Source organism: Streptomyces sp. NPDC046909 (genome assembly GCF_040644695.1).
In the GTDB taxonomy this organism is placed as follows: domain Bacteria; phylum Actinomycetota; class Actinomycetes; order Streptomycetales; family Streptomycetaceae; genus Streptomyces.
On the sequence record NZ_JBEYXC010000004.1, the window covers coordinates 438,708 to 459,151 of the forward strand.

Consider the following 20,444-nt stretch of genomic DNA (forward strand, 5'->3'; position numbering starts at 1 on the left):
AATGGACACGTCTGATTCCCCCCGTAAGCCGGAAATTTCCGTTGAGTCATTGGTACAGCACGCCACTGACAGTCACGTCTGCCGCATCACCCTCAACCGGCCCGAGGCCCTCAACGCCATCACCCCTGACCAGCGGGAACGCCTCATCCAGCTGCTTTCCGAGGCCTCCGCGGACGCCGACGTCCGGGCGGTGGTCCTCACGGGAGCGGGCCGCGGCTTCTGCGCCGGAGCCGACCTCCGGGGCACCTCCGCCTCCGCATCCGCCTCCGCCTCCGCCTCCGGTGAGCGGATCCCCGGGGACGTGGCCCGCACCCTCCGGCTGGGCGCGCAACGCCTGATCGCCGCCGTCCTGGACTGCGAGAAGCCGGTGATCGCCGCGGTGAACGGCACGGCGGCCGGCCTCGGCGCCCACCTCGCCCTCGCCTGCGACCTCGTCCTGGCCGCGGAGTCCGCGAAGTTCATCGAGGTCTTCGTCCGCCGCGGACTCGTACCGGACGGCGGCGGGGCGTATCTGCTGCCTCGCCTCATCGGCCCGCAGCGCGCCAAGGAACTGATGTTCTTCGGCGACGCCCTCACCGCCGCCGACGCCGAGCGCCTCGATCTGGTCAACCGGGTCGTACCGGACGGCGAGTTGGACAAGACGGCACACGCATGGGCGACCCGTCTCGCCACCGGCCCGACCCGCACCCTCGCCCTGACGAAACAGCTCGTCAACACCTCCCTCGACACTGACCGGGCCACCGCCTTCGCCGCGGAGGCAGCCGCGCAGGAGATCAACATGACGACCGAGGACGCCCAGGAGGGCGTGGCGAGCTTCGTGGAGCGGCGGAGTGCGCGGTTCAGGGGGCGGTGAGTACGAGGTTCAGGGCGCGGTGCGTACGGGGCTCAGTCCCGGGTGAGGATCCGCAGGTCACCCGCGTCCGGGTCACCGAACAGCACGAACAGCTCGGGGTCGCGCTCGGTCCCGCCGATCGTCCAGAGCGTCGGCTGCCCGCATCCGCCGTCGACCCGCAGCCCTACGCCGTCACGGTCCACGTCCTCCTCCACCCCCACGCTCCCGCCTCCGGTCCCATCCCCGTCCCCGTCCCCGTCGCGTCGCAGCGGTTCCCACGTGCCGGTGCCCTCGCACACGGTGTAGACCGGGTCGGCGAGCCAGTCGTCGGTCTCCGACACCATGGGCAGCTCGGTGAGTTCGGCCCGTCCGCCCGCGTGCAGCCGCAGAACCGCCCCGTCCTGGCCCCGCCATACGCCGGTGAGCTGCGCGTCGGACAGCAGCGGAGGCTCGTACTCCTCGACGAGACCGGTCTCGGTGGCGACGACGGCACCCCCGAAGACGACCATGAACAGCACGAAGGACACCCCGGCCGAGACGATCCACGTCCCCGAGCACCCCCACGCACGCGCGCGTGACCGGCTGCCGCGCCGGAAGTACGCCACTCCGAGCACCGGAAGGACCCCGAGCGCCGCGAGGACGGCGGCCGTGGCGGCGAACGGCCAGCCCCACAGCACGGCGGTCGCCCCCGCCCAGAGCACCCCGAGCGCAGCCGCCCACGCCAGGTGCCACATCCACTCGGGCCCGCGGACGCGGCGGACCGTGAGCCGGGCGAGCAGGGCGGCCGGCAGGGTCTGCACGCACGCGTGGAGCAGTCCCAGGAACGGCAGGTACAGCGGCGCGAGGACGAACAGGCAGGCCAGTCCGATGGCGATGGTTCCGCCGCCGTAGTCATCGCCGGTGGTGACGTCGACGTACCAGATCATCCCCACGGCGGGCAGCTGCGCCGCCCCCACCGCCGCGGCCGCGTGCACCGCGACCGAGTCCCAGGCCGCCCGGGCCCGCCCGAGCTCCCGCCGTATGTCTCCCCACCCCATGTCGGCAGCGTACGCAGCGGCCTGCCCCGCCCCCGCGCACCCCTTCCCATCTGACGCACCGTCAGCTTCAATGGAAGGCGTGATGGGACAAGCAGGCATGGCCGAAGCGGCCGTCCGCTACCTCCGGTCGGCCGGTACGGCACCGGGGGACTCCGCGACGCCGACGGGATCCGGGGTGTCCGCAGGAGCCCCTGCACCGCCCGTGGAGCCGCTGCCCCGCCCCGAGCTCCGCTGTGTAGGCGAGGACGAGCGCGCGCCGGTCGGGCAGGCCGAGTTCCGGCGGGTGCTCGGGAACTTCGCGTCGGGCGTGGCCGTTGTCACCTCACCCGCCACCGACGGCGAGGACGGCCCCGCCGGCTTCGCCTGCCAGTCCTTCTCCTCCCTCTCCCTCGACCCGCCCCTGGTCGCCTTCATGGTCGGCCGTACGTCGACGACGTGGCCGCGTATCGCCCGCGCCGGGGCCTTCTGCGTCAACGTCCTGGCCGCCCACCAGGGCGAGCTGTGCCGTGGGTTCGCGGTCAGCGGCGCGGACAAGTTCGCGGGCGTGGCGTACGACGCGGCCCCCGCGTCCGGCTCACCGCGCCTCACGGACACGCTCGCGTGGATCGACTGCACGATCCACGCGGTGCACACGGGCGGCGACCATCTGATCGTGGTGGGCCGGGTGGACGCGCTGGGGACGGGCACCGACGAGGACCAGGCGCCCTTGCTGTTCCACAAGGGCCGGTTCGTCTGAGGGCAGGCCTCGCTCAGGCCACCGCAGGTATCGGCGCGGGCCGCCTGCGGATCACCAGCGCCATCAGCGCCGCCACCGCGCACAGCGCTCCGGACGCGACCCAGACCATGTCGTACGACCCGAAGACGTCCCGTGCCACACCGCCGAGGAAGGCCACGAGCGCCGCGCCGATCTGGTGCGAGGCGAGGACCCAGCCGAAGACGATCGCGCTGTCCTCGCCATAGACCTCGCGGCACAGGGCCACGGTGGGCGGGACGGTGGCGACCCAGTCCAGGCCGTAGAAGACGATGAAGAAGAGCATCGGCGGGTGCACGCTGGGCCCGAGCAGCAACGGCAGGAACAGCAGGGAGATGCCGCGCAGGGCGTAGTACATCGCGAGCAGCCGACGTGGCTCGAAACGGTCGGTGAACCAGCCGGAGGCGACCGTGCCGACGACGTCGAAGACCCCGATGACGGCGAGCAGCGAGGCGGCCGTGGTGACGGGCATGTGCGCGTCGTGGGCGGCGGGCACGAAGTGGGTCTGGATCAGGCCGTTGGTGGAGGCGCCGCAGATCGCGAAGGTGCCGGCGAGCAGCCAGAAGGGGCCGGTGCGGACCGCCTTGAACAGGACGGTGACCGCGCGGCGGGCGGCGCCCGGGACGGGGTCCGGCTTGGGCACGAACTCCTTCGCCCCGTAGGGCTTCAGGCCCACGTCGGCGGGGTGGTCGCGCAGCAGCAGCCAGACGAAGGGGACGACGGCGAGGGCGGCCAGGGCGACGGTGATGGCGGCGGGGCGCCAGTCGTGCTTCTCGACCATCCACGACAGCAGGGGCAGGAAGATCAGCTGCCCTGAGGCGGAGGCGGCGGTCAGGATGCCGGTGACGAGGCCGCGCCGCTCGGTGAACCAGCGGTTGGTGACGGTCGCCGCGAATGCCAGCGCCATCGAGCCGGACCCCAGACCGACCAGCAGGCCCCAGTACAGCAGCAGCTGCCAGGCGGCCGTCATCCACACCGTCAGGCCCGAGCCGACGGCGATCACGGTCAGCGCCACGGCGACGACCCGGCGGATGCCGTAGCGGTCCATCAGGGCGGCCGCGAAGGGGGCGGTGAGTCCGTACAGCGCGAGGTTGATCGAGACCGCCGCGCTGATCGTGCCGCGTGACCAGCCGAATTCCTGGTTGAGCGGGTCGATGAGCAGCCCGGGCAGGGAGCGGAACGCGGCCGCGCCGATGATCGTCACGAAGGTGACGGCGGCGACGAACCACGCCCGGTGGATGCGGGGACGTCGGGCGGGCTGGGGCTTCGGCTCCACAGGGGCTGCGGCATCGGTTGTCTGGGTCACGCCATAGAGCTTCCGGCCTGCGACAACCACAAACGAGTGGCCGGAAGGACAGCATTCACTAGGATCGGGCCATGGGTGACGGTTACGATCGAGCCATGGCCGACCAACCGGACAGCGCCGACCCCCGTGACAGTGCAGAACCCTTCCGCCCGCACCGCGTCGTCGTCCTCGCCATGGACGGCGCGCTCCCCTTCGAGCTGGGCATCCCGCACCGCATCTTCGGCCGCCCCAAGGACACCTGGAGACGGCACCTCTACGACGTCGTGACCTGCTCGATCCGCCCGCCGGGCCCGGTCCGCACGGACTCCGACTTCGACATCATGGTCCCCAACGGCCCGGAGATCCTCGCCACCGCCGACACCGTGATCGTCCCGGCCTCCTACGAGTTCGGCCCGGTCTACGACGAGGGCGTCCTCACCCCCGAACTCGCCGCCGCCCTCGCCCACATCCGGCCCGGCACCCGCATCGCCTCCATCTGCACCGGCGTCTACGTCCTCGCCGCCGCCGGCTTCCTCGACGACCGCCCCGCCACCACGCACTGGGCCGACGCCGAGCACTTCCAGCGGCTCTTCCCGCGAGTCAAGGTCGACGCGGACGTCCTGTACGTCGACGACGGCGACGTCCTCACCTCCGCGGGCGTCGCGGCCGGTGTCGACCTGTGCCTGCACATGGTGCGCCGCGACCACGGCACCGCCGTCGCCAACGAGGTGGCCCGCCGCACGGTCGTACCGCCGCACCGCGAGGGCGGCCAGGCCCAGTACATCCAGCGGCCGGTACCGGAACCCCAGCTGGCCACCACGACCACGGCCCGCGCCTGGGCCCTGGGCCGGCTCCACGAGCCGATCCAGCTCCGGGACATGGCCGAACAGGAGTCGATGTCCGTACGGACCTTCACCCGCCGTTTCCGCGAGGAGGTCGGCATCAGCCCCGGCCAGTGGCTCACCCAGCAACGAGTGGAACGCGCCCGACAGCTCCTGGAGTCGACCGCCCTCTCCGTCGACCAGGTGGCCCGCGACGCAGGCTTCGGCACGGCCCAGTCGATGCGCCAGCACCTACAGACGGCCCTCGGCGTCACCCCCACCAGCTATCGGCGTACTTTCCGAGCGGAGATCGGCGTCAACGGGCAGGCGAGCACCGGAACTTGAGCCCTGCGGGGAGGCGTCGCCGGGGAGATCGTCAGCAGCACGCGAACTCTCCGGAGCGGCACCCCCGCCACCCTCCGCACCAGCACACGAGCCCCCGCCACCCTCCACGGCACCCGTCACGCCCTCCCTCCGCCCCTCCCCCCACCACCCCACCCCCGTCAGCAGCAGCGTCACCCCCACCCCCGCCAGAATCGCCGTGGACGGCGTCACCACCTGGAGCAGCCCGCCCGCGAGGGACCCCGTCGCCGCGTACCCCGCGCCCGCGGCCGCGTACATCACGGAGTACCCGGCGGCCAGCGCCCCCGGCGGCACCGCCTCGCGCAGGGACAGGTTGCGGGTGATCAGCGCACCCGACTGGAGCGTGCCCGCGAGGACGAGCGCGACGGCGATCCCGGCAGCGCCGGGTGTCACCGCGGCGAGGGTCACGAAGACCGACATCCCGCACATCAGCAGGACACTGCGCCCCCGGAGCCGCCCCGGCCACGACCGCAGTCCGTACAGGAACGCCCCGAGCCCCGCCCCGGTCGCCATGCCCGCCAGCATCGGCCCCGACCAGCCGACCTTGATGCCGCGCTGCTCCAGCAGGGCCGGGAGGGTGAGTTCGGCCAGGCCCAGCAGCGTGAGGCTCGCCGCGCCGGTGACGTACACCGGCCAAGCCCGTATCAGCACCCGGAGCCGCCCCGCCTCCCCGTCCCGCTCCCCCTTGCCCCACCCGGCCGGCAGCAGCCGGTGCCCCACGACCGACAACGCCATCAACGCGGCCCCGAGCAGCAGCGGGACGCGCGGCGCGACCCCGAGCGCGAGCCCCGCGACGGCGACCGGAGAGACGGCCCACACCCCCGACATCAGCATCGACTCGGCGGACAGCGCCTGCGCCACGGCACGTTCCGGAACGAGCGACGTCAGAAGGGCCCGCTGCCCTCCGGCGGCCGCGGCCGGCGCCGCCCCGGCGAGAAACGCGAACGCGCCCAGCACCACGGGATGCGCCCCGGCCAGCACCCCGAGCCCCGCGAACCCCAGGGCCCCGCCCGCGAGCCCGAGACCCAGATGCCGCCGCCCCCGCGCCGGATCCATCCGCATCCCGAGCACCGGCGCCCCGACGATCTCCCCGATCACATAGGCTGCCGCGAGCGCCGCGCCCAGCGTGTAGCCGCCGGGCCGCTCCCGCACCAGGAAGACCAGGGCCAACGGGGCCATGGCGACCGGCATACGGGAGGCGACGGCGGTGCAGGCCCAGACGAGAACCTGTTTGGTGGCGACATCGCGGTAGGTCATGAGTCGACGCTAGGCGCTGCCACTGACAACACCCAGAACCCTTCAGGCCCCTGTGGAAAACTCTCCGCACAGGGCCGGTCACCTCACAAGGCCGGTCTCCTCAGAAGGTCAGCACCCCCCGAGCCACCTTCCCCGCCTCCGCATCCGCCACCGCCCGCTCGAACTCCTCCACCGGATACGTCTGCGTCACCAGCTCATCGAGCAGCAGCCGCCCTTCCCGATACAGCTCGGCGTACAGCGCGATGTCCCGCTGCGGCCGCGAGGACCCGTACCGGCACCCCAGGATCGACTTGTCCAGGAACATGGACGCCACGACGAAGGACGCCTCGGCCCCGGCCGCCGGCATCCCGAGCAGCACCGCCTGCCCGTGCCGGTCCAGCAGATCGACCGCCTGCCGTACGAGCTCCACGCGCCCCACGCACTCGAAGACATGGTCAGCCCCGGTGGGCAACAACTCCCGCACCCCGTCCGTGGAGGTCAGGAAGTCGGTCGCCCCGAACTGCCGGGCCACCGCCTCCTTGGCCGGATTGGCGTCGACGGCGACGATCCGCAACGCCCCCGCGATCCGGGCCCCTTGGAGCACATTGAGCCCGATCCCGCCCGTGCCGATCACGACGACACTGTCCCCGCGGTCCACCTTCGCCCGGTTGAGCACGGCCCCGACCCCGGTCAGCACCCCGCACCCGATGAGCGCGGCGGACGGCAGCGGAATGTCCTTCGGAATGCGCACCACCTGCACGGCTTTGACCACGGTCCGTTCGGCGAAGGCGGAGTTGGAGGCGAACTGGAACACAGGCTGCCCACCGCGCGAGAACGGCTGCCCTGGCCGCCCGATCGCCTTCCGGCACATGGTGGGCCGCCCCCGGTCGCAGTCCGCGCACGTCCCGCAGTTGGCGAGCGTGGACAGCGACACATGATCGCCCACGACGACATGCGAAACCCCGTCGCCCACCGCCTCGACGACTCCGGCGCCCTCATGCCCCAACACCACGGGCACGGGAAAGGGAATCGTCCCGTCGACCACCGACAGATCGCTGTGACACAACCCCGCCGCCGAAATGGCCACCAGCACCTCTCCCGGCCCCGGCTCCCGCACCTCCAGGTCGTCGACGACCTCGACCCGCTTACCGTCGAACACCACGCCGCGCATCACACAACCCCCTTGGGTTCCTTCGGCAGCCCGAGCACCCGCTCGGCGATGATCGTGCGCTGAACCTGGTCCGAGCCGCCATAGATCGTGTCGGCCCGCGAGAACAGGAACAGATGCTGAAAAGCGTCAAGTTCGTACGGCGCCGAGGCGTCCCAGTCGACCGGCCCGACCCCACCGGCAGCCCCCCGCACCTCCACGGCCAGCTCCCCCAGCCGCTGATGCCACCCGCCCCACAACAACTTGGCGACGCTTGAGGCCCCGGCATCCCCCGAACCCCCCAGCGTCCGCAGGGCGTTCCACCGCATGACCCGCAACTCGGCCCACTGCCGAACAAGCCGATCCCGCACAACGAAATCCCCTACGGCCCCACTCTCAAGGGCGGCCCGAACCACCCGCCCCAACTCGGCGGCAAACCCCACCTGTTGAGCCAGCGTCGAAACCCCCCGCTCAAACCCGAGCAGACTCATGGCGACCCGCCACCCGTCCCCCTCACCCCCGACCACATGCTCCCCACGCGCGTGCGCCCCCTCGAAGAAGACCTCATTGAACTCACTGGTCCCGGTCATCTGCCGAATGGGCCGCACCTCGATCCGCCCAGGCTGATCCATGGGAACCAGCAGAAACGACAGCCCGTGATGCCGAACAGACCCCGGTTCAGTACGCGCCAACACAAAACACCAGTCGGCTTCAAGAGCCAGAGACGTCCAGATCTTCTGCCCCGTCACGCGATACGAACCATCCGCACCCCGCTCGGCCTTCGTACGAATCCCCGCGAGATCCGACCCCGCGCCGGGTTCGCTGTATCCCTGGCACCACAATTCGTCCCCGGCGGCAATGGAAGGAAGAAAGCGTGCTTTCTGCTCAGGAGTCCCATGCGCGAGAAGGGTAGGCGCCAGCAAATTCTCCCCGATATGCCCGGACCGAGCCGGCGCACAGGACCGCGCGTACTCCTCGGCCCAGGCGACCTGTTGGGTAAGCGTGGCAACCCGATTCCCATACCCACTCTCACCCCACCCGAGCCCGATCCACCCGTCTTTACCGAGGGCCCGTTCCCAATCCCGACGATCCACCCCAGCAACGGCATGCTCACCGAGCCAGCCCCGAGCCTCCGCACGGAACACCTCGTCTTCGGCAGTGCACCCAAAGTCCACAGAGAGCTCCTCTCAACACCGGACGAGTTGACGCCCTAAGGGGCGCGGGGAACTGCGCGACCAGCCACAACAGACCCGCAGCCGCACAACCAGAGATCCACCCACCCCATTAGGCGTTAGGCCGCTCCCCTTCCCGCGCAGCCCGCTCCATCGCAGCCACCCGCTCCAACATCGGCATCGGATCCACCCCCACCGACCCCGGCAAGAACTCCGCAATCGTTTCCGGCGTCCACCCGCCGGAGGCATACGCGGCACGCAACTCCCGCGGCTGAGCCCACACCGCGATCTTCGCCCCCGCCACCGTGTACACCTGCCCGGTAACCCCCCGAGCCCGCTCCGACAGCAAATACACGACCAGCGCGGCCACATCCTCCGGCTCCCCGATCTCGGAAAGCTCCACAGGCACCCCGGCCGACATCCGGGTACGGGCGACAGGCGCCACCGCGTTGGCGGTCACCCCGTACTTGTTCAACCCCAGCGCCGCACTCCGAACCAGCGAGATGATCCCCCCTTTCGCGGCGCTGTAATTGGCCTGCGAAACGGACCCTTGATGATTCCCGCTGGTGAACCCGATCAACGTCCCGGCCCGCTGCTGACGCATCACCGCGGAGGCCGCCCGGAACACCGTGAACGTGCCTTTGAGATGAGTGGCGACCACCGGGTCCCACTCCTCCTCGGTCATGTTGAACAGCATCCGCTCCCGCAGAATCCCGGCGACGCACACCACCCCGTCCAGCCGCCCGTACGACGACAGGGCCACGTCGACGACCCGCTGCCCGCCCGCCATGGTCGACACGTCGTCGGCGACCGCGACGGCCACTCCACCGGCCGCCTCGATCTCCTTGACGACTCCCGAGGCGACCTCGCTCGTGGGTGACTCCCCGTCCACCGAGACCCCGTAGTCGTTGACGACGACGGACGCCCCCTCGGCCGCCGCGCACAGCGCCACCGCCCGCCCGATCCCCCGCCCCGCGCCCGTGACGGCGATGACCTTGCCTGCCAAGAAGTTCCCCACGCCCGGCCCCTTCCCGCGGTTTCTGACGGACCGTTAGATTTTATGACCCGTCAGATACCTGGAGACAAGCCCCCGGGGAGCGTCGATGCCACTACCCGCCGAGTTCCACGAGATCGCCAAGCGCGTGAACAACTGGGGCCGTTGGGGCGCCGACGACGAGATCGGCACCCTGAACCTGATCACCGACGAGGTCGTACGGGAGGCCGCGGCGGAGATCAGGACCGGTCGCCGCGTCCCGCTCTCCCTCCCGTTGAAGGAGGACGGCGTGCAGACCGGCGTGATCCCGGGCCGGGTCAACCCCCTGCACACGATGGTGCAGATCAACCAGGAGATCTTCGGCCCGGGCACGGTCGCGTGCAGCGACGACGCCGTGACGATGGGGCTTCAGGCGGCGACCCACTGGGACGCGCTCACGCATGTCTCGCACTCGGGCGTGCTCTACAACGGCCGCCCGGCCGGCTCCATCACCCCGCACGGCGGCGCCGAGTTCAGCGGTATCGACAAGGCGCGGCACATCGTCTCGCGCGGGGTGCTGCTGGATGTGGCACGCGCGCGTGGCACGTCCCGGCTGGGCGGCTCGTACGCCGTGACACCGGAGGACCTGGAGGCCGCCGAGGCACTCGCGGGCACGCGCGTGCGTGCCGGTGACATCGTGCTCGTACGGACCGGGCAGATCCAGGTGTATCTGGGGGGCGACAAGCACGCGTACGGTTTTCCGTCGCCAGGGCTTTCGATCCGTACGCCGGAGTGGTTCCACGCGCGCGATGTGGCGGCCGTCGCGAACGACACCCTGACCTTCGAGATCTTCCCGCCCGAGGTCGAGGATCTGTGGCTGCCCGTGCACGCGCTCGACCTGGTCGAGATGGGCATGCTCCAGGGCCAGAACTGGAATCTCGAAGAGTTGTCCACAGCCTGTGGAGAAGAGGGCCGCTATACGTTCCTGCTGTCGGCGATGCCCGAGCCGTTCGTCGGCGGAACGGGGACACCGGTCGCTCCGGTGGCCGTGCTCTGACGCGGGGCTAGGCCGGACGGCGGCGCCCCAACGCCCGCCCCGAGCAGGGCGTTCCGCGCCGCCGTCCGGCTCCGGCGTTCCCGCCCCGGTTCCTCTTGGCCCTGAGGGAACCGACGCCGAATCACGACCCACGCTCGCCGAGGGCTCCCGTCACCGGAACCCTCGTCGTCCCCTCGCGGCGAATCGCTGACCACAAGCGTGAGCAAACGGACACGTGGCGTCAACACCCGTTCAGAGATTTATTACTTACGCACCATTTGTTACGGGCGCGCACGGAAGCACACCACGGCGCACCGCCTCTCGCCCGACCGGCGACGGCCAGGGCTTCTGCCACCGTGCACCGGCCACGCCACACGGCCGCCATGCGCCCTCTTGCGCCACACGCGGCCGTCAGGACCCGATGCGCCATGCGGCTACACCGCCTCGTACGCCAGCCCCTCGTACCCCTCGAACGCCGGGGCCCCCGCCCCGAACGCCGTCGCGCCCTCGCCGTCCTGGGCGGCCCCGTAGCGGTCGAGTTCGCACCAGATGCGCTTGCCCGCGCCCTCGGGGCTCCAGCCCCAGCGGTCGGCGAGCCCGTCGACGAGGGCGAGCCCCCGGCCGCCGGTCGCGTCACCGTCGGCACAACGCGGCACCGGGGCACGGCCGCTGGTGTCGACGACCTCCAGGCGCACGACGGCCTGTTCGGCCGCGGCCGTGACGCCGGGCAGCGACAGTCGCAGCACGGCAGGGCGGCCGGTGTGCACCACGGCGTTGGTGACCAGTTCGGACACGAGCAGGATCAGGGTCTCGGCGAGCGGCTCGTCGGCCCCTATCCCGGATCCGGCGAGCCGCGAACGGGCCCACCGCCGGGCTCGCCCCACCTCTGCGGGGTCGGGCCGGATCTCCAGCTGCACTTGAAGCACCTGCACCGCTCACACCATCCGAACCGGCAGACACATAGCCTCGCGCCTCACGAGGGCCACGATCGTAGCCATTTTTTGCATGGCCAGAACAATGGCCAAGGCCGGGGTCACAGAACGTGAATCCCTTACGAGACAGCATGGTTGACGTACAGTCACCCCAACAAGCGCTTCGGGCATATTCCAGCGCGAAGGAGTACGCGGGTGGCATACTGTGCGACGCTCATCGTGGGGAGTCGAACAGGCGGAGACCAACGGCCCGCCGGCCCTGCGAGAAGCGGCGCGCACCGCCGCATCCGGAGCCGCCACAGAGGCAACACCGGCATCGCTCGCGCTCGGCACCACTCGCATCCCACAGAAGGTACCGGAGCGGCCCCCCGACTCCAGGCCGTGACGGGTCACGCATAGGACACAACCCGGTATCAACGCTCCGTGATTCCGGTATGCCACAATCCGCGACATTCACCGGACGCACCCCGGCACCACCGCGGCCCAGCGCCCGTCAGGCCGTCAGATCGGCCGCGAGCAGCTCCTCACTCTCCGCACCCCCACCACCACGCCGCGCCCGCACCCACGCCCGCTTCAGCAGCAGATGCACCTCGGACTCCCAGGTGAAGCCCATCCCGCCGTGCACCTGAAGGCAGTCCCGAGCGCCTTGTACGGCGGCCTCGTCGGCCAGCAGCCGGGCCGCCGCGATGTCGACGGGTTCCGCGGTCACCGCCGCCGCGTAGACGGCCGCACGCGCCACCTCGGCCCGCACCAGCAGCTGCGCGCAGAGATGCTTGACGGCCTGGAACGCCCCGATCGGCCGCCCGAACTGCTCGCGCGTCCGGGCGTGTTGCACGGCCAGCTCGCACGCGCGCGTGGCCGTACCGAGCTGCTCGGCGGCGGTGAGGAGGACGGCGACGGGGTCGGCCTCGGACACCCCGGGCATACGACGTCCCGCCACCCGGTGCAGCGGCGTCAGCGGATCCACCGACCGCAGCGGTACGGCCCCGCCGGCCTCCCCTCGTACGACGTCGGCGGCGTCCAGCCACTCCACGAGCCCCCCGTCCACGTCCGCCACGACCACCGACCCGTCCGCCGCGCCGGACACCACCCCGGCCGCGAGATGCGTGGCCACCAGCGGCCCGGGCAGCAGCACGCGCCCCGCCTCCTCGAAGGCCAACACCGCTTCGGGCAGCCCGAGTCCGACGCCTCCGTCGCTCTCCGGCAGCCGCAGCGCGAAGAACCCGGCCTCGCCCAGTTCCCGCCACAACGCCCGGTCAAGACGCCCCGGCGCGTCCACGGCGGCCCGTAGCGCCTCGCGGTCGAAGCGCCGGGCCAGCAGCCCCCGTACGCCGTCCCGCAACGCCCGTTGATCGTCAGTGAGTTGGAATCTCATGTGAATCCCACCGGAAGACTCACCGCCCCTTCGGCAGCCCGAGGATGCGTTCGGCCACGATGTTCCGCTGGATCTGCGAGGTGCCGGCGGCGATGGTGTACGACAGCGAGGACAGCCGGTCCAGGACCCACGGCCGGTCGAGGTCAAGGGCATCGGGCCCCATGACCTCGGCGGCGGCGTCGTACAGCTCCTGCCGCGCGTGCGAATACCTCAGTTTGAAAACCGAACCCCCGACACCGGGGACCCCGCCCGAGGCCTCCGCCTCGCTCACATTCCACTGCGTCAGCCGCCACAGCGCCCGGAACTCGGCGTTGAGCCGCCCCAGTCGCCGCCGGAGTCCCGGCTCGTCCCAGCGCCCGTTCTTGCGCGCCTCGGCGGCGAGGTCGCGCAACACCCGTCTGCACGCCACCACTTCGCCCACGAAGGCCGTGCCGCGCTCGAACGACAGGGTCACCATGGTCACGCGCCAGCCGTCGTTCTCGTCCCCGACCCGGTTGGCGACCGGCACCCGCACCTCGTCGAGGAACACCTCGGCGAACTCGGCGGACCCTGCGAGGGTCTTCAGCGGCCGGACGGTGATCCCCGGCGCGTCCATGGGCAGCGCGAGCCAGGTGATGCCCCGGTGTTTCTCGGCGGTGGGGTCGGTCCGCACCAACAGTTCGCACCAGTCGGCCACTTCGGCGTGCGAGGTCCAGATCTTGGACCCGCTCACCACGTACTCGTCGCCGTCCCTACGCGCGCGTGTCCGCAGCGCGGCGAGATCCGACCCGGCGTCCGGCTCACTGAACCCCTGGCACCACACCTCGTCCCCGCGCAGGATCGCCGGCAGCCACCGCTCCCGCTGCTCGGCGGACCCCTCCGCCGCGATGGTGGGCCCGGCATGCAGTAGCCCCACGAACCCGGCGCCCACATAGGGCGCCGCCGCCTTCTCGGTCTCCTCCAGGAAGATGAGCCGCATGGTCGGCGAGGCGTCCCAGTGCACGTGCGCGTACCCGGCGTCGTACAACATCCGCTGCCAGCCCATGTCGTAGGCGCGGCGGCCGGGCCAGTCGTCCGGGGACGGCTTGGCCGGGAGCGTGGGCAGCACGCGGCCGAGCCACTGCCTCAACTCCGCCCGGAAAGCCTCCTCCTCGGAGGTGGAGGACAGGTCCATCACTTGTCGCGGTCGAGATCGCGGCCGCGGTCGAGGTCGAGGTCGAGCATGCGGATGGCGTTGCCGCGCATCAGCTTGTAGACGGTCTCGTCGTCGAGGCCCTTCACATGGTCGAGCGCGACCTCCTTGGTGTGCGGGAAGGTCGAGTCGACGTGCGGATAGTCGGTCTCGAAGGTGGCGTTGTCCCGCCCGACCACGTCCAGGGAGGCGACCCCGTGCTTGTCGCGGAAGAAGCAGCAGAAGATCTGCCGGTAGTAGTACGTCGACGGCGGCTCGGGGATCAGGTCGCGCACCCCGCCCCAGGCGCGGTGCTCCTCCCACACGTCGTCGGCGCGTTCGAGGGCGTACGGGATCCAGCCCATCTGGCCTTCGCTGTACGCGAGTTTGAGCCGCGGGAACTTCACCAGGACGCCGCTGAACAGGAAGTCCATCATCGAGGCCATGGCGTTGTTGAAGGAGAGCGAGGCCTGGACGGCGGGCGGGGCGTCGGGGGAGGCGGCCGGCATCTGCGAGCTGCTGCCGATGTGCATGTTGACGACCGTGCCGGTCTCCTGGCACACGGCGAAGAAGGGGTCCCAGTACCCGGAGTGGATGGAGGGCAGTCCGAGGTAGGTGGGGATCTCGGAGAAGGTGACGGCCTTCACGCCCCGTGCCGCGTTCCGCCGGATCTCCGCGACGGCCAACTCGACGTCCCACAAGGGGATCAGGCACAGCGGGATGAGCCGCCCGCCGCTGTCGCCGCACCACTCCTCGACCATCCAGTCGTTGTAGGCGCGCACACACGCGACCGCCACCTCTTTGTCCTGCGCCTCGGCGAAGGTCTGCCCGCAGAAGCGCGGGAAGGTCGGGAAGCAGAGGCTCCCCTCGACATGGTTGAGGTCCATGTCCTTGAGCCGCTCGACGGGGTCCCAGCACCCCCGCCGCATCTCCTCGCGGGTGATCCCCTCCAAGGTCATCTCGTCGCGGTCGAAGCCGACGGCGGCGATGTTGCGCTTGTACGGGAACTTCAGGTCCTCGTAGATCCACCAGTCGGTGGGCGGACCGTCCGGATCCATCGTGATCTGGTACTTCCCGCCCACATAGGCGAGTTCACCGATCCCGGCGGTGAGCGGCTGCGGTCCGCGGTCCTGGTACTTGGCGGGCAGCCAGCTCTTGAACAGGTGCGCGGGCTCGATCACATGGTCGTCGACGCTGATGATGCGGGGCAGTTCGGTCGGCATGATCCCCTCCGCCGGACGGTGTTCACCTGACAGGCACAATCTGATGGTCCGTCAGATAGCATGTCACCTGACGAGTCGTCAGCCAAGCAGGGGGCAGATGTGAACGAGACCCCGCACTCCCCGAGTCCGGAGACCCCGCACACCCTGAGCTCCGCCCGCACCCTCTGGGAACTGGTCGCCCGCCGCGCCGACCTCACCCCCGACCGCCCGGTCTTCCTCCAGGACGACCGCTCCCTGACCTTCGGCGAACTACGCGCGCGTGCCGAGCGGGTGGCGGCGGGCCTGTACGACATGGGCGTACGCCCCGGCACAGTGGTCGCCTGGCAGCTGCCCACCCGTATCGAGACGGCGGTCCTGTCCTTCGCACTGGCCCGCCTGGGCGCCGTACAGTCACCGGTCATCCCCTTCTACCGCGACCGCGAAGTCGGCTTCGCACTAAGGGAGTCGAAAGCCGAGTTCTTCGCGGTGCCCGGCGAGTGGCGAGGCTTCGACTACACGGCGATGGCCCGGCGCCTGGACGCGAGGGGGATCTTCGAGGCGTACGAGGCGCTCCCCGACGGCGACCCGTCCCTGCTCCCCGCACCGCCCTCCTCCGGCACCTCGGTCCGCTGGATCTACTGGACCTCGGGCACGACATCGGACCCCAAGGGCGTTCTGCACACGGACCGTTCACTGATAGCGGGCGGCTCCTGCCTCGCCCACGCGCTGCACCTGACCCCCGACGACGTGGGCTCGATGGCCTTCCCGTACGCGCACATAGCGGGCCCGGACTACACGGTGATGCTGCTCCTGTACGGCTTCCCGGCGGTGATGTTCGAGCAGTTCGCGCTGCCGGACGCGCTGGAGGGGTACCGCAGGCACGGAGTGACGGTGGCGGGCGGGTCGACGGCGTTCTACTCGATGTTCCTGGCGGAGCAGCGCAAGCACCCGGAGACGAAGGTGATCCCCACCCTGCGGCTGCTGGCGGGCGGCGGGGCGCCGAAGCCGCCGGAGGTGTACCACGCCGTCGTACGGGAGATGGGCGTGCAGTTGACGCACGGCTACGGCATGACCGAGGTGCCGATGATCACGATGGGCTCCCCCGACGACACCACGGAGAACCTGGCGACGACCGAGGGCCGGCCGCCGGAGGGGATGGAGATACGGATCGTGGACGGCGAGGTCCGGCTGCGCGGCGAGGCGGTCTGCCAGGGCTACCTGGACGCGGGCCAGACGGCGGAGGCCTTCGACGAGGAGGGCTTCCTGCGCACGGGCGACCTGGGAGTCCTCAGGGACACCGGCCACTTGGTGCTCACCGGCCGCCTCAAGGACGTGATCATCCGCAAGGGCGAGAACATCTCGGCGAAGGAGATCGAGGACCTGCTGGCCGCGCACCCGGCGGTCGGGGACGTGGCGGTGATCGGCCTGCCGGACGAGGAGCGGGGCGAACGAGTCTGCGCGGTGGTGGAACAGCCGCGGGGAGCCGAGGAGTTGACCCTGCCCGCGATCGTGACGTACCTCCGCGCGGAAGGGCTGTCGGTCCACAAGCTGCCGGAGCAGCTGGAGGTGGTGGACGCCCTTCCGCGGAACGAGACGCTCAGGAAGGTACTGAAGTACAAGCTGAGGGAGCGCTACTCGACGACGGGCGGCGCTACTCGGGAACCGTGAAGTAACGGGCGAAGGCGGAGACGATCTCGGCCTCGCCGACCTTGCCGTCGCCGTCGGTGTCGAGGGCGACGGCGGCCTCACGGGCGATGTCCTCGCCGACGCCGAGGTTACGGAGCACCCGCGCGGTCTCCTCGACGGTGGCCGCCCCGTCGCCGTCACCGTCGGCGATCGCGAGCGCCGCGTGCAGGAAGGGCCGGGCGATCTCGGCGAACCGCTCGGGATTGTCCCGCAGCCGCTTGACGGCGCCGTTGACGAACTCGTCCCGGGTGATCCGCTGATCCCCGTCCCGGTCCGCTATCCCCGCCATGCCCTGCCAGAACGCCTCCGCTCCGACGTAGAGAGCCTGTCCCTTGTCGGACCGCGCCGCCGTACCGAACTCCGCGAGCAGCGCCTTCGCCGCCACGTTGAAGTCCGCCCGGTCGATATAGCCGTTGCCGTCCTGGTCGAAGGTGGCGAAACGGCCGGCGATCCTGCGCTCGTACTCGCTGCTGACCATGTCTTCTCGGGCCGCCTTACCTCACTGTGGGGTGCATCTGAACGGGAGCGTACGACGCCGGGCCCGACCCAGGTGGGGGAAAGCGACGGTTGTGCCAAGACCGGGGGAATTTTGAAACAACGACGTGGCAGAGGAACAGAGCTCCGAGAACACCGCTCCAGCTCACTCCAGCGGCCCCGGCTCAGCGCCTCGCAGCGTCACGCCGACAGCGGGTCCGCTTCCTCCGACACCGCCGACTTCAGATCCAGGTGCACATCGAACAACCGCCGCACCCCCAGCGCCCCCAGCACCCGGTTCACATGCGACCCCTCCACCGCTCCCTGCGCCGGCAGGATCAACCGCAGCCGCCCCTGGCAGGACCGGATGAGCCGCCGCGAGGCGATGAGCACGCCCACCCCGCTGGAGTCGCAGAAGAAGACCTCGGAGAGGTCGAGGACGAGGCTGTGGCGGCCCTCGGCCACCACATCGTGCACCCGCTGACGCAGCACCGGCGACGTCACCAGATCCAGCTCGCCCGACACCTGGAGCACGGCCCACTCCCCGTGCTCACCGCCGGTCACGTTGAACGCCACCACCACGCCCTTCGCTCGCCGGGACTTCCCGGAACGGCACGTGAAAGGGATCTGCGCACGGCCCGGAAACGGAAGCGCCTCCTACGCTTCCTTGCAGCGCGGCTGCCCACCGGCGGTTCCCTGAAACCCGACCCAGGAAACGGAAACTGATCAGAAGAGGCTTGTTTTAGTCGACTTCGATCCTGTTCGATCGGGGATGGACGCACAGTGGAGGGGTAGCCGAAAGTCCACTATCACCGGCCGCTCTCCCGGGGGCGCACATTGCGACAAAGGGGCGTGCACTGTCAGACGTGCCGACTACATTCGAGGAGACGGTGGGTTCAGGCTTGACGAGGACGCGAACGACAGTGAGGGGGCCGCATGGCGAAGAAGGACGCACCTCCCCGCTGGGACCGCAAGATGCAGCAGCGTCTCGCGCGCGGTGAGGCGGCCGCCCTCGGCGAGCTCTACGACCGCTTCGCCTCCCTCGTGCACGGCCTCGCCCACCGCGTACTCGGCGACGAACGCGCCGCCGACGGCATCACCCGCGAAGTCTTCGCCCACGTCTGGGAGCACCCCGACGCCTACGACCCCAAACAGGGCCCCCTGCGCTCCTGGGTCGCCGGCCTGACCCACCGCCTCGCCGTGCAGCGCCTGCGCGCCACCGAGACCGCCGCCCTCGCCCAGGGCGGCCGCGGCTCCACCGAGGAACTGGAGCACAAGGTCCGCCACGCCTCCGTCGCCGCCCGCGCCGACTACATCGTCACCTCCATGCCCGCCCCGCTGCGCGCCGCCCTGGAGCTGGCCTACTTCCAGCGCCGCGACTACCGCCAGACCGCCGCCGACCTCGGCGTCACCGAGGACGAGGCCCGCCGCCGCCTCCGCCTGGGCCTCCAGCTCCTCGCGACGGCCCACGACGCCGGCACCGGCGCCCCTCCCGGCTACGGGGGTGCCGCGTGAACGAGCCGAACCGCTACGAGGCGTACGACGAGCACGAGGGCCCGGAGGAACAGGAAGGACGCCAGGAGTACGGCTCCGGAGGCACCCCTGGCCCCCGCGGCGAGGGCAAGCAGGGCGAGCCCCCGCACCCGGGCGCCCCCGGCGGTCCGGCCAACGGCGACGTCCCCACCCCGGACCACCCGGGCGAGCCACCCCGCATACCGCTCCCCCGCGCCTCGGTAGAGGACACGGGCCACCCCCTCCCGCCCCTGGAGACACCACCGTCCCCGCCCGCACCCCCGCCCCTCGCCCTGGAGCACCCCGTACTGAAGTCCCTCCTCGGCGCCTGGGCCCTGGCCGCCTGTTCGCCGGAGGAGACGACCGCCGTGGAGGAACACCTCGGCGACTGCGGCTCCTGCGCGGACGAGGCGCTGCGGCTGCGGGAGGCCGTCGGCCTGCTCCACCCGCCCGAGAGCCTCGACCTGGACCCGGGCCTGCGCACCCGCGTCCTGGAGGGCTGCCTGGACCGCCGCCCGCCGCGCATACCGGTGCCCGAGTGGGCGACGCCGTACGACGCCGAGACCGCCCGTCTCGACGCGCTGCTGCGGGACATGGGCGACGCCGAGTGGCACGCGCCCGTGCGGCTGCGCTGGTTCGAGGCCGACGAGGCGACGAGCCGCCGTACGACGGTCGCCGGTGTCATCGCCCATCTGCTGACGGTCGACGGCCTGGTGGCACTGGCCCTGGGTCTCGACGACCCGCTCGGCGCCATCACGGCGGACGGCCCGACCCCCGAGGCCCGCACCGAGGCGTACTGGCGAGGCTCCCACTACCCGCCGACCCGCTCCGTCCGCGGCCCCTGGCGCGAACAGAGCCACGACCTGGTGCGCACGGTCTCCTTCACCGGCGGCGGCGCCGGCAAGCTCTCGGTGTCGTACGGCGACTTCGACCTCCCCCTGCACGACGCGATGCTGGACCGCGCGTTCGAGTGCTGGGTCCACGCCGGGGACATCGCCGAGGCGGTCGACTACCCGTACGGCCCGCCGTCCCCCCGCCACCTCAACCGCATGATCGACCTGGCCGCCCGCATGCTCCCCGTGGCACTCGCCGGGCGCCGCCAGTCAGGCCTTGCCGCACCGGCCCGGGGCCGCCACCTCGTCCCCGCGGGCGAACCGGGACGCAGCCTGCGCCTCGAGATCGAGGGCCTGGGAGGCGGCGAGTGGCTGATCCCCCTCGACTCCCCGGCGGCGGTGGGCTCGGCGGCACACGAGGTGGCGCACGTGGCGCTGGACGGCGTGGAGTTCTGCCAGCTGGCGGCGGGGCATGTGCCTCCGGCGGAGGCGGCGGCGGGGCAGGTGGGGGACCGGGAGGCGATCAGGGATGTGCTGTTCGCGGTGGCGTCGTTGAGCCGGATATAGGGGCCCGCGCCCCTAGGTACGTGCGGTGACCGACCTGCTTCTAGGGGCGCGGGGAACTGC

The 20,444-nt window shown here is 71.1% G+C and carries 19 protein-coding genes; 7 read left to right on the forward strand and 12 right to left on the reverse strand.

Annotated elements, in window-relative coordinates; genetic code table 11:
* Position 1: 1 nt before the first annotated feature.
* Positions 2-853, forward strand: a complete 852-nt coding sequence (locus tag ABZ928_RS15005) for an enoyl-CoA hydratase-related protein (protein WP_361518280.1) — start codon at positions 2-4, stop codon at positions 851-853.
* A 32-nt stretch (positions 854-885) separates the two neighbouring features.
* Here ABZ928_RS15005 and ABZ928_RS15010 read toward each other — a convergent pair whose 3' ends face one another.
* Positions 886-1,869 carry a hypothetical protein gene (locus tag ABZ928_RS15010; protein ID WP_361518281.1) on the reverse strand — a complete coding sequence of 328 codons (984 nt, stop codon included), beginning with the start codon at positions 1,867-1,869 and terminating at the stop codon, positions 886-888.
* A gap of 82 nt (positions 1,870-1,951) precedes the next feature.
* On the opposite strand from ABZ928_RS15010, the gene ABZ928_RS15015 reads away from it, so the two are divergent.
* Positions 1,952-2,605 (forward strand): flavin reductase family protein, encoded by a 654-nt coding sequence (locus ABZ928_RS15015; RefSeq protein WP_361518283.1) that lies wholly within the window; start codon positions 1,952-1,954, stop codon positions 2,603-2,605.
* Positions 2,606-2,618: 13 nt separating this feature from the next.
* Here ABZ928_RS15015 and ABZ928_RS15020 read toward each other — a convergent pair whose 3' ends face one another.
* Positions 2,619-3,926, reverse strand: coding sequence for an MFS transporter (locus ABZ928_RS15020; protein WP_361518285.1), 1,308 nt, complete (start codon positions 3,924-3,926; stop codon positions 2,619-2,621).
* Positions 3,927-4,021: 95 nt separating this feature from the next.
* On the opposite strand from ABZ928_RS15020, the gene ABZ928_RS15025 reads away from it, so the two are divergent.
* Complete coding sequence (locus ABZ928_RS15025) at positions 4,022-5,071, forward strand: helix-turn-helix domain-containing protein (RefSeq protein WP_361518287.1); 1,050 nt, start codon at positions 4,022-4,024, stop codon at positions 5,069-5,071.
* On the opposite strand, the gene ABZ928_RS15030 is transcribed toward ABZ928_RS15025, so the two are convergent.
* From ABZ928_RS15030 to ABZ928_RS15045, 4 genes are all read right to left on the reverse strand, one after another.
* Positions 4,979-6,346: an MFS transporter gene (locus ABZ928_RS15030; RefSeq protein ID WP_361518289.1), complete on the reverse strand. Its 1,368-nt coding sequence runs from the start codon at positions 6,344-6,346 to the stop codon at positions 4,979-4,981. The genes ABZ928_RS15025 and ABZ928_RS15030 overlap by 93 nt on opposite strands.
* 100 nt (positions 6,347-6,446) lie before the next feature.
* Positions 6,447-7,496: a Zn-dependent alcohol dehydrogenase gene (locus ABZ928_RS15035; RefSeq protein ID WP_361518291.1), complete on the reverse strand. Its 1,050-nt coding sequence runs from the start codon at positions 7,494-7,496 to the stop codon at positions 6,447-6,449.
* Positions 7,496-8,647, reverse strand: coding sequence for an acyl-CoA dehydrogenase family protein (locus ABZ928_RS15040; protein ID WP_361518293.1), 1,152 nt, complete (start codon positions 8,645-8,647; stop codon positions 7,496-7,498). Before ABZ928_RS15040 ends, ABZ928_RS15035 begins: the two co-directional genes overlap by 1 nt.
* Before the next feature lie 109 nt (positions 8,648-8,756).
* Positions 8,757-9,662 (reverse strand): SDR family oxidoreductase, encoded by a 906-nt coding sequence (locus tag ABZ928_RS15045; RefSeq protein ID WP_361518294.1) that lies wholly within the window; start codon positions 9,660-9,662, stop codon positions 8,757-8,759.
* Positions 9,663-9,747: 85 nt separating this feature from the next.
* Between ABZ928_RS15045 and ABZ928_RS15050 the strand changes: the two genes are divergently transcribed.
* On the forward strand, positions 9,748-10,674 hold the full coding sequence (locus ABZ928_RS15050) for a cyclase family protein (RefSeq protein WP_361518296.1): 927 nt from the start codon (positions 9,748-9,750) through the stop codon (positions 10,672-10,674).
* A 413-nt stretch (positions 10,675-11,087) separates the two neighbouring features.
* On the opposite strand, the gene ABZ928_RS15055 is transcribed toward ABZ928_RS15050, so the two are convergent.
* From ABZ928_RS15055 to ABZ928_RS15070, 4 genes are all read right to left on the reverse strand, one after another.
* Entirely contained in the window at positions 11,088-11,570 is a 483-nt protein-coding gene (locus ABZ928_RS15055) for an ATP-binding protein (protein WP_361518928.1), read from the reverse strand.
* Positions 11,571-12,078: 508 nt separating this feature from the next.
* Positions 12,079-12,960: an acyl-CoA dehydrogenase family protein gene (locus tag ABZ928_RS15060; protein ID WP_361518298.1), complete on the reverse strand. Its 882-nt coding sequence runs from the start codon at positions 12,958-12,960 to the stop codon at positions 12,079-12,081.
* Positions 12,961-12,979: 19 nt separating this feature from the next.
* The gene (locus ABZ928_RS15065) at positions 12,980-14,113 is read right to left on the reverse strand and encodes an acyl-CoA dehydrogenase family protein (protein ID WP_361518299.1); all 1,134 of its coding nucleotides are present in this window, start codon (positions 14,111-14,113) and stop codon (positions 12,980-12,982) included.
* Positions 14,113-15,333, reverse strand: a complete 1,221-nt coding sequence (locus ABZ928_RS15070) for an amidohydrolase family protein (RefSeq protein ID WP_361518301.1) — start codon at positions 15,331-15,333, stop codon at positions 14,113-14,115. Before ABZ928_RS15070 ends, ABZ928_RS15065 begins: the two co-directional genes overlap by 1 nt.
* 99 nt (positions 15,334-15,432) lie before the next feature.
* Here ABZ928_RS15070 and ABZ928_RS15075 point away from each other — a divergent pair, with 99 nt between their 5' ends.
* Entirely contained in the window at positions 15,433-16,980 is a 1,548-nt protein-coding gene (locus ABZ928_RS15075) for an AMP-binding protein (protein WP_361518303.1), read from the forward strand.
* Here the strand turns inward: ABZ928_RS15075 and ABZ928_RS15080 are convergent.
* Together ABZ928_RS15080 and ABZ928_RS15085 are read right to left on the reverse strand one after the other, a co-directional pair.
* A complete protein-coding gene (locus tag ABZ928_RS15080) occupies positions 16,964-17,476 on the reverse strand; it encodes an EF-hand domain-containing protein (protein ID WP_361518305.1) in 513 nt (170 codons plus the stop codon). The genes ABZ928_RS15075 and ABZ928_RS15080 overlap by 17 nt on opposite strands.
* A gap of 197 nt (positions 17,477-17,673) precedes the next feature.
* Positions 17,674-18,054 (reverse strand): STAS domain-containing protein, encoded by a 381-nt coding sequence (locus ABZ928_RS15085; RefSeq protein WP_361518306.1) that lies wholly within the window; start codon positions 18,052-18,054, stop codon positions 17,674-17,676.
* A 354-nt stretch (positions 18,055-18,408) separates the two neighbouring features.
* Between ABZ928_RS15085 and ABZ928_RS15090 the strand changes: the two genes are divergently transcribed.
* Together ABZ928_RS15090 and ABZ928_RS15095 are read left to right on the forward strand one after the other, a co-directional pair.
* Positions 18,409-18,987, forward strand: coding sequence for a sigma-70 family RNA polymerase sigma factor (locus tag ABZ928_RS15090; protein ID WP_361518308.1), 579 nt, complete (start codon positions 18,409-18,411; stop codon positions 18,985-18,987).
* Positions 18,984-20,384 (forward strand): zf-HC2 domain-containing protein, encoded by a 1,401-nt coding sequence (locus tag ABZ928_RS15095; protein ID WP_361518309.1) that lies wholly within the window; start codon positions 18,984-18,986, stop codon positions 20,382-20,384. Before ABZ928_RS15090 ends, ABZ928_RS15095 begins: the two co-directional genes overlap by 4 nt.
* Positions 20,385-20,444 lie beyond the last annotated feature (60 nt).

Coding starts and splice junctions, on each gene's coding strand:
- ABZ928_RS15060 (WP_361518298.1), bottom strand. CDS start 12,960: ATGAGATTCCAACTCACTGACGATCAACGGGCGTTGCGGGACGGCGTA.
- ABZ928_RS15050 (WP_361518296.1), top strand. CDS start 9,748: ATGCCACTACCCGCCGAGTTCCACGAGATCGCCAAGCGCGTGAACAAC.
- ABZ928_RS15090 (WP_361518308.1), top strand. CDS start 18,409: ATGGCGAAGAAGGACGCACCTCCCCGCTGGGACCGCAAGATGCAGCAG.
- ABZ928_RS15065 (WP_361518299.1), bottom strand. CDS start 14,113: ATGGACCTGTCCTCCACCTCCGAGGAGGAGGCTTTCCGGGCGGAGTTG.
- ABZ928_RS15005 (WP_361518280.1), top strand. CDS start 2: ATGGACACGTCTGATTCCCCCCGTAAGCCGGAAATTTCCGTTGAGTCA.
- ABZ928_RS15010 (WP_361518281.1), bottom strand. CDS start 1,869: ATGGGGTGGGGAGACATACGGCGGGAGCTCGGGCGGGCCCGGGCGGCC.
- ABZ928_RS15025 (WP_361518287.1), top strand. CDS start 4,022: ATGGCCGACCAACCGGACAGCGCCGACCCCCGTGACAGTGCAGAACCC.
- ABZ928_RS15035 (WP_361518291.1), bottom strand. CDS start 7,496: ATGCGCGGCGTGGTGTTCGACGGTAAGCGGGTCGAGGTCGTCGACGAC.
- ABZ928_RS15015 (WP_361518283.1), top strand. CDS start 1,952: ATGGGACAAGCAGGCATGGCCGAAGCGGCCGTCCGCTACCTCCGGTCG.
- ABZ928_RS15030 (WP_361518289.1), bottom strand. CDS start 6,346: ATGACCTACCGCGATGTCGCCACCAAACAGGTTCTCGTCTGGGCCTGC.
- ABZ928_RS15080 (WP_361518305.1), bottom strand. CDS start 17,476: ATGGTCAGCAGCGAGTACGAGCGCAGGATCGCCGGCCGTTTCGCCACC.
- ABZ928_RS15070 (WP_361518301.1), bottom strand. CDS start 15,333: ATGCCGACCGAACTGCCCCGCATCATCAGCGTCGACGACCATGTGATC.